Origin of the sequence: Amycolatopsis acidicola, from assembly GCF_007713735.2 — a bacterium.
Lineage (GTDB): Bacteria > Actinomycetota > Actinomycetes > Mycobacteriales > Pseudonocardiaceae > Amycolatopsis_E > Amycolatopsis_E acidicola.
In genome coordinates this window covers 21,249-32,987 of record NZ_VMNW02000091.1, presented here as the reverse complement: position 1 = coordinate 32,987, position 11,739 = coordinate 21,249, and the positions used below count along the sequence as shown (strand labels likewise).

At 71.2% G+C, this 11,739-nt stretch carries 12 protein-coding genes; 11 read left to right on the top strand and 1 reads right to left on the bottom strand.

Features of this window, described 5'->3' with window-relative positions; all coding sequences use genetic code 11:
- The first annotated feature begins 358 nt into the window (after window positions 1-358).
- The 11 genes from FPZ12_RS37515 to FPZ12_RS37465 all read left to right on the top strand — a co-directional run bounded on the left by FPZ12_RS37515 (window position 359) and on the right by FPZ12_RS37465 (window position 11,142).
- Complete coding sequence (locus FPZ12_RS37515) at window positions 359-1,339, top strand: helix-turn-helix transcriptional regulator (protein ID WP_144758623.1); 981 nt, start codon at window positions 359-361, stop codon at window positions 1,337-1,339.
- Window positions 1,336-2,307, top strand: a complete 972-nt coding sequence (locus FPZ12_RS37510; protein ID WP_144758620.1) for a helix-turn-helix transcriptional regulator — start codon at window positions 1,336-1,338, stop codon at window positions 2,305-2,307. Before FPZ12_RS37515 ends, FPZ12_RS37510 begins: the two co-directional genes overlap by 4 nt.
- A gap of 9 nt (window positions 2,308-2,316) precedes the next feature.
- Window positions 2,317-2,532: a bacteriophage holin gene (locus FPZ12_RS37505; RefSeq protein WP_144758617.1), complete on the top strand. Its 216-nt coding sequence runs from the start codon at window positions 2,317-2,319 to the stop codon at window positions 2,530-2,532.
- A gap of 34 nt (window positions 2,533-2,566) precedes the next feature.
- Window positions 2,567-2,860, top strand: a complete 294-nt coding sequence (gene tatA / locus FPZ12_RS37500) for a Sec-independent protein translocase subunit TatA (RefSeq protein ID WP_144758614.1) — start codon at window positions 2,567-2,569, stop codon at window positions 2,858-2,860.
- Between the two features lie 19 nt (window positions 2,861-2,879).
- Window positions 2,880-3,845, top strand: coding sequence for a twin-arginine translocase subunit TatC (tatC, locus tag FPZ12_RS37495; protein ID WP_144758610.1), 966 nt, complete (start codon window positions 2,880-2,882; stop codon window positions 3,843-3,845).
- A 1-nt stretch (window position 3,846) separates the two neighbouring features.
- Window positions 3,847-4,680: a diacylglycerol/lipid kinase family protein gene (locus FPZ12_RS37490; protein ID WP_144758607.1), complete on the top strand. Its 834-nt coding sequence runs from the start codon at window positions 3,847-3,849 to the stop codon at window positions 4,678-4,680.
- Between the two features lie 53 nt (window positions 4,681-4,733).
- Window positions 4,734-7,478 carry a DEAD/DEAH box helicase gene (locus FPZ12_RS37485; protein ID WP_144758604.1) on the top strand — a complete coding sequence of 915 codons (2,745 nt, stop codon included), beginning with the start codon at window positions 4,734-4,736 and terminating at the stop codon, window positions 7,476-7,478.
- Window positions 7,479-7,549: 71 nt separating this feature from the next.
- Window positions 7,550-8,230 (top strand): DUF4333 domain-containing protein, encoded by a 681-nt coding sequence (locus FPZ12_RS37480; RefSeq protein ID WP_144758601.1) that lies wholly within the window; start codon window positions 7,550-7,552, stop codon window positions 8,228-8,230.
- A 43-nt stretch (window positions 8,231-8,273) separates the two neighbouring features.
- Window positions 8,274-9,470 (top strand): GNAT family N-acetyltransferase, encoded by a 1,197-nt coding sequence (locus FPZ12_RS37475; RefSeq protein ID WP_144758598.1) that lies wholly within the window; start codon window positions 8,274-8,276, stop codon window positions 9,468-9,470.
- A gap of 35 nt (window positions 9,471-9,505) precedes the next feature.
- The gene (locus tag FPZ12_RS37470) at window positions 9,506-9,874 is read left to right on the top strand and encodes a DUF4333 domain-containing protein (RefSeq protein WP_144758595.1); all 369 of its coding nucleotides are present in this window, start codon (window positions 9,506-9,508) and stop codon (window positions 9,872-9,874) included.
- A gap of 65 nt (window positions 9,875-9,939) precedes the next feature.
- Window positions 9,940-11,142 (top strand): GNAT family N-acetyltransferase, encoded by a 1,203-nt coding sequence (locus tag FPZ12_RS37465; RefSeq protein WP_144758592.1) that lies wholly within the window; start codon window positions 9,940-9,942, stop codon window positions 11,140-11,142.
- 3 nt (window positions 11,143-11,145) lie between these two features.
- On the opposite strand, the gene FPZ12_RS37460 is transcribed toward FPZ12_RS37465, so the two are convergent.
- A complete protein-coding gene (locus FPZ12_RS37460; RefSeq protein ID WP_166463034.1) occupies window positions 11,146-11,574 on the bottom strand; it encodes a YbaB/EbfC family nucleoid-associated protein in 429 nt (142 codons plus the stop codon).
- Between the last annotated feature and the right edge of the window lie 165 nt (window positions 11,575-11,739).

Below are 11,739 nucleotides of genomic sequence, written 5' to 3'. Positions count from 1 at the left end.
CCAAACGGCCACCCGGCAACGCGAAGCGAGCCGTCCCGACGGCCACACCCCTCCGCCGTCCCGATCCCCAGCCTGCTTTTGCGGTCATCGGGCTGGGTCAAGGTACTCTTTCCCGCCTTGACGCGGCCCGATGACCGCGAACACTCCCGGATCGGGGCGGCGGAGGGGTGCACCCAGCGCGCCCCGCGCGCGTCCGTTGCTGCCGCAGCCCGCGCCCAGCCAACACACCGAGCCTCCACCATCGACCCGCGAAGGTGATCATCGAATCGCGGCGCGGATCGGTCAGAAGTTCGAAATTCACGGCGTGTAATCCCGGGACCTCCGATCGGGCCGGGGGGACAAGAGCTAGTGTGGTCGCGTGTCCACCGCCCGCGCCGAACGCCTGGTGAACCTGGTTCTCGCCTTGCTGTCCACCAGGCAGTACCTCAGTGCCGAACGCATCCGCGGCATCGTGCCCGGATACGCCGACGCGGCGAGCGATGACGCGTTCTCGCGGATGTTCGAGCGCGACAAGACCGAGCTGCGCGAGTTGGGGATCCCGCTGGAGATCGGGCGGAACTCCGTGTTCGACCCCGGTGACGGGTACCGCATCGCGCGCCGCGACTACGAGCTGGGCGAGATCGAGCTGGCGCCGGACGAGGCCGCCGCGGTGGGGCTCGCCGTGCGCCTGTGGGATTCCCCGGAGCTGACCGGGCAGGCCCAGGGCGCGCTCGTGAAACTGCGCGCCGCGGGCGTGGAGGTCGACCATACGGCGCCGCCGGTCGTGGAGTCGCGGGTCCGCACCGAACCGGCGTTTTCGCCACTCCTGGCGGCGGTACAGGCCCGGCAGGCGGTGCGTTTCGAGTACCGGCGGCCGGGTTCGCCGGAGCGGCTCACGCGCACCCTCGAACCGTGGGGCGTGGTGTCGTGGCGGGCCCGCTGGTACGTCGTCGGCCACGACAGGGACAGGAACGCGCCGCGTTGTTTCCGGCTTTCCCGCGTCGTCGGGGAGGTCCGCACCGCCGGGAAGCCGGGGGAGGTGCGGCGGCCGGAGAACGTGAACCTGCTGGAGTTCGTCGCGGGCAGCGGCAGCGCCGAGCCGTCGCCGGTGGCCACCGCGAAACTGTGGATCGCCGACCGCCGGGCGGCCGGGGTGCGCCGCCGCGCGAAGCTGACGGGCAGGCTCACGGTCGACGGCGTCGACGGCGATCTGGCCGAAGTCGAGCTGTACTACCCGGAAGGCGCCGCGGACTGGATCGCCGGCCACGGGCCCGACGTGCTCGTCCTGGAGCCGGAAGTGCTGGCCAAGGCGGTCCGCGAGCGGCTGTACGCGGTGGCGGCGCAGGGAGACAGGCCATGAGCGACCGGATGCCCCGCCTGCTCGCGCTCGTGCCGTACCTGCTGGCCCGTCCGGGCATCAGGATCGACGACGCGGCAAGGGATTTCGGCGTCACCGAGAAACAGCTGCGCCGGGATCTGGAACTGCTGTGGATGTGCGGGCTGCCCGGCTACGGGCCCGGCGACCTGATCGACCTGTCGTTCGAGGGCGACACCGTCACGGTCACCTTCGACGCGGGGATGAACCGGCCGCTGCGGCTCACCGGCGGCGAGGCCACGGCTCTGCTGGTGGCGCTGCGCGCGCTGGCCGAGACGCCCGGCCTGCTGGACACCGACGCGGTGCGCCGGGCGATCGCCAAGATCGAGGCGGCGGCCGGGCAGGCCCAGCCTTCCGGTGTGGTGGTCGGCCTCGGCGTGCGCGAAGGGAAGGCCACCGCGCACACCCGGAGCGTGGTGCAGCGGGCCCTGCAAGCCAAGCGCGTCTTGAGGATCCGCTACTACACGGCCTCACGGGACGAGATCACCGAGCGCACGGTGGACCCGATGCGGCTGCTGATCGTGCAGGCCGTGGGCTACCTGGAGGCGTGGTGCCGCCGGGCCGAGGGCGTGCGGCTGTTCCGGCTCGACCGGATCGACGACGTGCAGGTACTCGAAGAGCCCGCCGCGCCGCCGTCCAGCGCCCGGCCCACGGACATCACCGACGGCGTGTTCTCCGCCCGCCCCGGCCAGCCGGTGGCCGAGCTGGTGCTGGAGCCGGACGCGCGCTGGGTGGCCGAGTACTACCCGTGCGAGGAGCAGGAGGAGCTGCCGGGCGGGCGGCTGCTGGTGCGGATGCGCTACGGCGACGAGTGGTGGATGGCGCGGCTCGTGCTCAGCCTCGGCGGCGACGCGAAAGTGCGCAATCCGCCCGAACTGGACGAAGCGGTTCGACGCCGGGCGTCCGACGCGCTGGCCCGGGCTGGTCACCTTCCGTCAACCTTGGGCCAGTAGGGTTACCCCGTGTCGTACCTGCCGAGCATCGTGCTCGCCGCCGCCGGCTTCTTACTCCTCGCGGTGCTGGTGATCCGGCTGTTCCGGGTCTTGCGCCGGTTCCGTTCGACCATGAGCATGGTGGTGACGGACACGAACGACCGCGCCGGCCTGGTGCGGGCGCGCGCGGCCGGGGTGCGGTACGGGCTGGCGCAGCGTCGGCACCGCACTCCGGAAAACCAGTAGCATTGGGCAACAAAACAGAGATAGGAGGCCACTCATGCTGAACGGGTTGCAGCCGTGGCACTTGATCATCCTGGTGCTGATCGTGGTGTTGCTCTTCGGTGCCAAGCGGCTTCCCGACGCGGCTCGCTCGGTGGGCAAGTCCATGAAGATCTTCAAGGCCGAGACCAAGTCGATGCAGGACGAGGACGCCGCCGAGGAGCCCGAGAAGAAGCAGCTGTCGGCGCCGTCGGCCACTCCGCAGGCGAACAGCGACCAGCAGGTCGCGGACCTGCAGCGTCAGCTCGACGAGCTGAAGAAGCAGCAAGAGCAGCAGAAGCACGCCAGCTGACCAAGGACGGATTCCTCTCGTGGCGGAGGCCGCCTCCCACAGCCGCCGGTCCCGGCGGCGCAAGCGCAGCCGTCGGCTGAACCCCGACGGCACGATGACGCTGATCGAGCACATCTACGAGTTCCGTAGGCGGCTCGGTTACGCGTTGCTCGCCCTCATCGCCGGGGGCGTCTTCGGGTTCATCTGGTTCCAGACGAAGCTGGGCCCGGTCGAGTCGCTCGGCCACCTGATGAACGCGCCCTACTGCGGTATTCCCGCGGACCGGCTGCTCCCGGGCACGATCGGGCCCGACGGCAGCTGCCGGCTGCTGCAGAGCGCGCCCTTCGAAGGCATCATGATCCAGCTGAAGGTGGGCGTCGCCGCGGGCGCGGTGCTCACCTCGCCGCTGTGGCTGTACCAGATCTGGGCGTTCATCGCGCCCGGGCTGTATTCGAAGGAACGCAAGTACGCGCTGACGTTCGTCGGTTTCGCGAGCGTGCTGTTCGCGTGCGGCGCGCTGCTGGCGTACCTGATCGTGCCGCACGCGTTCAAGATGCTGATGAGCTTCGGCGGGGACTTCTTCACCACCGCGCTGACGGCCGACAAGTACATCTCGTTCGTGCTGTCGCTGCTGGTCATCTTCGGGGTCAGCTTCGAGCTGCCGCTGCTCGTGGTGATGCTGAACTTCGTCGGCGTGCTCAAGTACGCGCAGCTGAAGAAATGGCGCCGCGGCATCATCTTCCTGCTGTTCGTCTTCGCCGCGTTCGCCACGCCGGGCTCGGACCCGTTCTCGATGCTGGGGCTCGCCGGGGCGCTCACCGTGCTGTTCGAGATCTCCATCCAGATCTCGCGCGTGCACGACAAGCGCAAGGAGAAGGCGCGCGTCGACGAGGGCTGGGACAAGCTCAGCGACGACGAGGCCGCGCCGTTCGACTACCAGCCGACCAAGGTGGAGGACGAGCCGACCGAGCCGGCGGGCAAGGCGAGTACGGACGACATCACCTGACGTGCGGGCCGCGCTGGCCGTGCACCCGGACGCCGGTCTGGGTGCGGCCGCGCGTCTCGCCGTGCCGGTCGCTGCCGCGCTGCGGGCGCGCAGCCTCGACCTCGTGCGGGAGCGTCCCCCTGACGACACCGACCTGCTGGTCGTGCTCGGCGGGGACGGTTCGGTCCATCACGCGGTGCAGTTCTGCGCGGAAACGGGCACGGCGCTGGGCGTGATCCCGGCGGGCTGCGGTAACGATTTCGCCCGTGCGCTGGGCATTCCGGCCGATCCGCGCGCGGCGCTCGCAGCCCTGCTGGACGCCGTGCGCACCGGGCGCCGGCGCCGGATCGACCTCGGCAAGGCGGGCCGGACATGGTTCGGCAGCGTGCTGTGCGCGGGCTTCGACGCGGCGGTGGCGCAGCGCGGCTCCCGGCTGCGCTGGCCGCGAGGCCGCCGCCGCTACGACGTCGCGGTGCTGGCCGAGCTCGGGCGTTTCCGCGCCCGGCCGCTCACGGTGTGCACGGAGGACGGGAAACTCGAGCTCGACGCCCTGTCGATCGCGGTGGGAAACACCGGGTCCTACGGCGGCGCCATCCCGATCTGCCCGGACGCCGACCCGGCCGACGGGCTGTTCGACGTGACCGTCATCGGCCAGGCCGGGCGGCTCGACCTCCTGCGCCTGCTGCCGGGGTTGCGGGCGGGCGCGCACCTGAACCACCCCGCGGTCCGCACGTTCCGCGCGCGCGAAATCCATTTGGACGGTGAGGACCGCCCGGTGTGCGCGGACGGCGAGCCGCAACCCGGCCTGCCGCTCTCCGCGCGGTGCGTGCCGGGCGCGCTGACCGTGGTCGCGTGATCTCTCCACCCCTTCCCCTGCGAGGTCAGGCGCCGGTATGACACCCTGACGGGGTGGCCGCTAGCCCTTCTCCGTCCCCGGCCGAGGCCTATCAGGCCGCCAAGCGCCGGGGAAAACATCCACAGCTGAGCCGTTTCGCGGCGGAGGCTGCTTTCGAGTTCGACGACTTCCAGGTGCGCGGCTGTGAGGCGCTCGAGGAAGGGCACGGCGTGCTGGTGTGCGCGCCGACCGGCGCGGGCAAGACGGTGGTCGGCGAGTTCGCCGTGCACCTCGCGCTCGCCGAGGGCCGGAAGTGCTTCTACACCACGCCGATCAAGGCGCTGTCGAACCAGAAGTACAACGACCTGCTCGAGCGCTACGGCCCCGACGCCGTCGGCCTGCTCACCGGGGACACGGCGATCAACGGCGGCGCGCAGGTGGTCGTGATGACCACCGAGGTGCTGCGCAACATGCTCTACGCGGGCTCCTCGGCGCTGACCGACCTCGGCTACGTCGTGATGGACGAGGTGCACTACCTCGCCGACCGGTTCCGCGGCGCGGTCTGGGAGGAGGTCATCCTCCACCTGCCCGAGTACGTGCGCGTGGTCGGCCTGTCCGCCACGGTCAGCAACGCCGAGGAGTTCGGCGAATGGCTGGTCGAGGTCCGCGGCGACACCACGGTGGTCGTCGACGAGCACCGCCCGGTCCCGTTGTGGCAGCACATGATGGTGGGCAACCGGCTGCTGGACCTGTTCGCCGACGACGGTGAGCTGAAGATGAACCCGGGCCTGCTGCGGCGGGTCGAGGAAGTCGGACGGCTGCACGCGCCCGCCGGCGCGCGCGGGCCTCGTGGCCGGGGGCGCCAGCAGTTCCGCGGGCCCCGGTTCAGGCCACCGTCCCGAGTGGACGTCACCACGCGGCTGGACGCGGCCGGATTGCTGCCGGCGATCGTGTTCATCTTCTCCCGCGCGGGTTGTGACGCGGCGGTCAGCCAGTGCACGCGCGCGGGTCTGCGGCTGAACACACCCGACGAGAGCGCCGAGGTGCGCCGGGTGATCACCGAGCACACGCGGGATCTGCCGGAGGGCGATCTCGCCGTCCTCGGCTACTGGGAATGGCGTGAGGCGCTGGAAAGCGGCATCGCCAGCCACCACGCGGGAATGCTGCCCGCGTTCAAGGAAACGGTCGAGGAGCTGTTCGTGCGCGGCCTGGTGAAGGTCGTGTTCGCCACCGAAACGCTGGCGCTGGGCATCAACATGCCCGCCCGCACGGTGGTGCTGGAGCGGCTGGTCAAGTACAACGGCGAGGCGCACGTCGACCTGTCGCCGGGGGAGTACACGCAGCTGACCGGGCGCGCGGGGCGGCGCGGGATCGACGTCGAGGGGCACGCCGTCGTCGTGTGGCAGCCCGGCGTGGATCCCAAGCAGGTGGCGGGTTTGGCGTCCACGCGGACGTATCCGCTGCGGTCCTCGTTCCGGCCCGGCTACAACATGGCGATCAACCTGGTCGCGCAGCTGGGCCCGGAGCAGGCCCGCGATCTGCTGGAGCAGTCCTTCGCGCAGTTCCAGGCCGACCGGTCGGTGGTGGGGCTGTCCCGGCGGATCGACAAGAACAAGGAAGCGCTGCGCGGGTACAGCGAAGCGATCACCGCGGACTTCGGCGAGATGCTCGAATACGTCGAGCTGCGCAAGAAGATTTCGGACCGCGAGAAGGCGCTTTCCAAGCAGAACAGCGCCGCCCGCCGCGCGAGTACGGCCGACTCGCTGGAGAAGCTGCGCAAGGGCGACGTGATCGCCGTGCCCTCGGGCCGCCGGGCCGGCCTGGCGGTGGTGGTGGATCCGGGGCTGGACCCGGTGCGTGAGCCGCGGCCGGTCGTGGTCACCGAGGACAGGTGGTCCGGACCACTGTCGCTGGCGGACTTCCCGGCGCCGGTCGAGGCGCTCGGGCACATCCGGCTGCCCAAGCACGTCGAGCTGCGTTCGCCGAAGACCCGCCGTGACATCGCCTCCAGCCTGCGTAACGCCGGGATTTCCTTGCCAGGGCGGCAAAAGCGCCGCACCGGCGCGGCCGACGACCCGGAGCTGGTGTCGCTGCGCCAGCAGCTGCGCGCGCATCCCTGCCACGGGCTCGCCGAGCGTGAGGCGAACCTGCGCTGGGTCGAGCGCTACCAGCGCCTGCACGCGGAAACCGAGCAGCTGCAACGGAAAGTCGCGGCCACGACGCATTCGCTGGCGCGCGCGTTCGACCGGATCCGGGATCTGCTCGACGAACGCGGTTACCTCGGCAAGGGCGAGAACCGGGTGACCGAGCACGGCCAGATCCTCGCGCGGCTCTACAGCGAGTCCGATCTGCTGGCCGCCGAGTGCATCCGCCACGGCGTGTGGGAAGGGCTCAACCCGGCCGAACTGGCCGCGGTGGTGTCGACGCTGGTGTTCGAGGCGCGGCGGGATTCGGCGGGGGAGCCGCGGTTGCCCTCCGGCGCCGTGCCGCGCGCGTGGCAGGACACCGCGAGGCTGTGGTCGGAGCTGGCGGAGGACGAGCGCCGGCACCGGCTGGACCGCACCCGTGAGCCCGATGCCGGGTTCGCCTGGCCGGTGTACCGGTGGGCGCGCGGGGAGTCGCTCGAGCAGGTGCTGACCACCGCGGAGGCCAACGGCCAGGAGCTCTCGGCAGGCGATTTCGTGCGCTGGTCCCGGCAGGTGATCGATCTGCTCGACCAGATCCGGACCGTACTCGGGCGTGAGGACCAGGTGGGCGCGGCGGCCGCCAAAGCGGTCAAAGCACTCCGCCGCGGCGTGGTCGCCGCGGGCGCCGAGTAGCGGTTTCGGGCGCACAGGAACGTGTGGTTGGATCTTCCGCAGCGGACAGCCCCCGGATTGGAGTTTTCGCGATGAGCACGCCCTACGGCGGCAACGACCCCCAGCAGTGGGGACAGACCCCCCAGGGGCCCGCTCCCACGCCGCAGTCCGGCGGTTTTCCCGCCCAGGGCTACCCGCAGCAGCCGCCCTCGGGTGGGTTCCCGGCGCAAGGGTACCCGCAGCAGCCCGGTTACGGGCAACAGCCGCAATACGGGCAACAGCCCCAGTACGACCCGAACCAGCAGTACGGACAGCAGCCGGGTTACGGGCAGCAGCCGCAGTACGGCCAGTACCCGCCCACCCAGCAGCAGCCCTACTACGGCCAGCAGCAGCCCGGCCAGTACGACTACGGGCAGCAGGCCGGGTTCGGCGCGCCGGGGCCGCAGCAGGGCGGGAAGAAGGGCGGCAAGCTGCTCTGGATCGTCATCGCCGTGCTGGTGGTGATCGTCGCCGCGCTCGGGGTCACCGGTTTCTGGAAGCCCGGGTTCTTCGTCAAGCAGGTGCTCTCGCAGAGCGCGGTGCAGGACGGCGTGAAATCCATGCTGCAGCAGTACGGCAAGACCGCCGACTCGGTCTCCTGCCCGTCCGGCCAGGAGGTCAAGGCGGGCGCCACGTTCACCTGCACCGCCACCATCGACGGCGAGCAGCAGCAGGTCACCGTGACGATCCTGGACGACGACGGCAAGTACCAGGTGGGCAGGCCCGGCCAGTAAAAACGACTGGCCCGATCCGCCCGGTTCGGCCACGATCGGGGCCGTGAGCGACTACACCGTACGGGCGCTGCGGCCCGACGAGATCCGGGCTGCGGCCGACCTCTTCCGGACCACGCTGCACATCCTCGCCGTCAGCGACGAGGATCTGCCCTACGCGGAGCGGATGCACCAGCCGGGCCGCACGTTCGGCGCGTTCGACGGCGAGCTGATCGGCACCGCGCGCTCCTTCGACGCGGAGCTCACCGTGCCCGGCGGGAAACGGCTGCCGATGGGCGCGGTCACCGGTGTCGGCGTCCGGCCCGACCGCACCCGGCGCGGCGTGCTGAGCGAGCTGATGCGCACGCAGCTGACCGAGTTCACCGAGCGCGGCGTCCCGCTCGCGGCGCTCTACGCCAGCGAAGCCGTGATCTACAACCGGTTCGGCTACGGGGTTTCGACCGTGACCCAGCATTTCCGGATCGACCGGCGCCGGGCGCGGCTGCGGGACGGCGTGCCTTCGGGAGGCCGGGTGGATCTGCTGCGCCTGGACACCGAACTCGACCGGCTGGCGGAACTGTACGAGCAGTTCCCGCACCGGGCGGGCATGATGACGCGCCCGCCGTACTGGTGGGCGGGTTTCGAACGGCATCTGCGCCGCCCGGAGTCCCCGGTGCAGGCGATCGTCCACAGTGGACCGGAGGGGGTGGACGGTTACGCCGTCTACACGGTGGAGCGCAAGGCGTGGGACCAGCCGTCCACATTGGACGTCGTGAGCCTGCAATACGCGAACGACGAAGCCTTCGCGGGGCTGTGGCGGTATCTGCTCGCGGTGGATCTGGTGGACACCATCGAACTCGGTGGGCGCCCGCCGGACGACCCCACCCCGTTGCTGTTCGCCGACCCGCGGGTGTGCGCGGTGACCGGCGGAGGCGACGACCTGTGGCTGCGGCTGGTGGATGTCGGGCAGGCGCTCGCGGCGCGGGAGTACGAAGGTGAGCCGGTCGTCCTGGAAGTGGCCGACAGGGTGCTGGAGCGCAACTCCGGGCGATACCGCGTTTCGGCGGACGGGGCGGAGCGCACGGACGAGCCTGCCGAGCTGACGCTGGGCGTGGATGCGCTGGCGATGCTGTACTTCGGCGCGTGGAAGGCGTCCGCGCTGGCGGGCGTGGGCCGGATCGGCGCGACGGGCCCGGATGCGCTGCGGCACGCGGATCGGCTGTTCGCGACGCGGGCCTCAGGATGGTGTGGTACACACTTCTGACCACACTGGACTGACTTCTTTCGGAGGGTACCGCGGTGTACTCGCGCGCCCGGATCATGCTGGTGACAGCCGGTGTCCTGGTGCTCGCGGGCTGCGGCGGGAGTGCCGACGATCAGGTGACACCGAGCACCGCCGGTGCTACTTCGAGTGCTTCCGTGTCGCCGTCCGCGAGCGCGTCCCCGGCGCGGATCTTCGACGAGCGGGCGCTGCAGGACGGGGTGCGGCAGGTGCTGGTCCAGTCCTATGGCCTCGCCGACGTCACGAACGTGCGCTGCCCGTCGGACCAGGCCGTGCAGACCGGGGTTTCGTTCGACTGCGAGGTCACGATCGGCGGCGCGCCGAAGACGGTCACGTTGACCGTGCAGGGGCCGGACGGGACGTACCAGGTCGCCCAGCCGAAGTGACCTTCCGGGCGCTGGCGGGAAAAACCGGTGGTCCGCCCGCGCCCGTGCGGGGAGGATCGGCCGGTATGACCGACTTCGAAGTGCGGCCGCTGGCCGAAGGGGAACGGCGCGAGGCTTTCTTCATGCTCGGCCGGGCGCTGCATTTCCCTGCCCTCGACGACGAAACGTGGGAGCGGCGCGGCGCGGGCTTCCCGGCGGAGCGGCGGTTCGGCGCGTTCGCCGGTGGGGAGCTGATCGGGCTCGCCGGCTCGGCCGCGACCGAGCTCGCGGTGCCCGGCGGGCGGGCGGTGCCCGCGGCGGCGGTGGACGGTGTCGGGGTGCGGGCCGATCACACGCGGCGCGGGGTGCTGACGGCGTTGATGGGGGAGCAGTTGCGGGACTGCGCCCGCCGGGGTGAGCCGCTGGCCGCCTTGCACGCCAGCGAAACCGCGATCTACGGCCGGTTCGGCTACGGGATCGCCACGCGCGCGAAGACGCTGCGGATTCATCGCGCGCGTGCCGCTTTCCGCGCGGACGCACCTGCCGGCGGGCGAGTGCGTCTGGTGCCGCCGGAGGAGGCGGAGAAGGTGCTTCCCGCGCTGTACCACCGAATCGGGCCGCGCCGGCCCGGCATGATCGCGCGCGGCGCGACGTGGTGGAGGTGGACGAACCCGAGGTTGCGGGAGGGCATGGTCGCCGTGCACACCGGGCCGGACGGCGACGACGGGTTCGTGGCCTACCGGAGCGAGAACAGGCAGAGCTTCACCGAACCGGAAGCGGGCGCGGCGCTCGTGGTGCGGGACCTGCACGCGGCGAACATGGCGGCGCGGGCCGCGTTGTGGCGGTTCCTGCTGTCGGTGGACCTGGTGGCCGAAGTGCGTGCCCCGAACCGGCCGCTGGACGAACCGGTCGGCGCGATGCTGGCCGACCCGCGCGCGTGCGAAACGATCGCCGTGGACGACGGGCTTTGGCTGCGGCTGGTCGACGTGCAGGCGGCGCTGTCCGCGCGCTCGTACGGCACCGGCGCGCCGGTGGTGCTGGAGGTCTCGGACCCGGTGCTGCCGGAGAACTCGGGCCGGTACTCGGTGAGCGCGGACGCCGTCACGCGGACGGACGCGCCCGCGGACCTCCGGCTGGACGTGGACGTGCTGGCGATGCTGTACCTCGGCGACCAGCGCGTGTCCGGCCTCGCGGAGCTGAACCGGATCCACGTGCTGACCGACGACGCCCCCGCCCGGGGCGACGCGCTCTTCGGGAGCGGGATCCCTTGGTGCGGAACGCCTTTCTGATCGTCAGGTCTCGCGCCACCGCACCTGGTCGAAGTATTCGTCGTCCTGGCGGGGTGGCGGCTTCGGCTGCCGCCCCGGCGGGGAGTCCTCGGCAGGTGCGGGCGCCGGGTCCCGGAAGCGTTCTTCGATGGCCTGGTAGAAGCTTTCCGGCGCGATGACCCCGGTCGTCTGCCACATTTCGTCCTGCACGGCACGGAACAAGGTGCGCTGCGCCTGCCGCCACGCCTGCAGGACGTCGGCCGCCAGCTTCGCGGTGTCCACTCCCGGCGCGGCCGCGGGATCGATGGTGAGGCCCGTCAGATCGCCGTTCTTCGCGAGGGACACCGAGACCTGCCGGTTGTCCGACTCGCCTTCCGCGCCGGGTTCGTCCTTGCCGTGCAACAGGGCCCGTTCGGCGATCTCCCGGGAGATCCGGGCGGGGTCGGTGGTCATGGGTCGACCACCTGCGCCGTGTGCCGGTGCCATCCGCCGGCGGCCGGATCGCCTTCGGGGACGCGGATCTTGCCCGGCACGGTTTCGTCGAAGTCCGACAGGGCATCCGAAAGGGTGGCTGTGTGCCTCGATCAGGTCCGGGAGGGACCCGAGGATCAGGGCGAC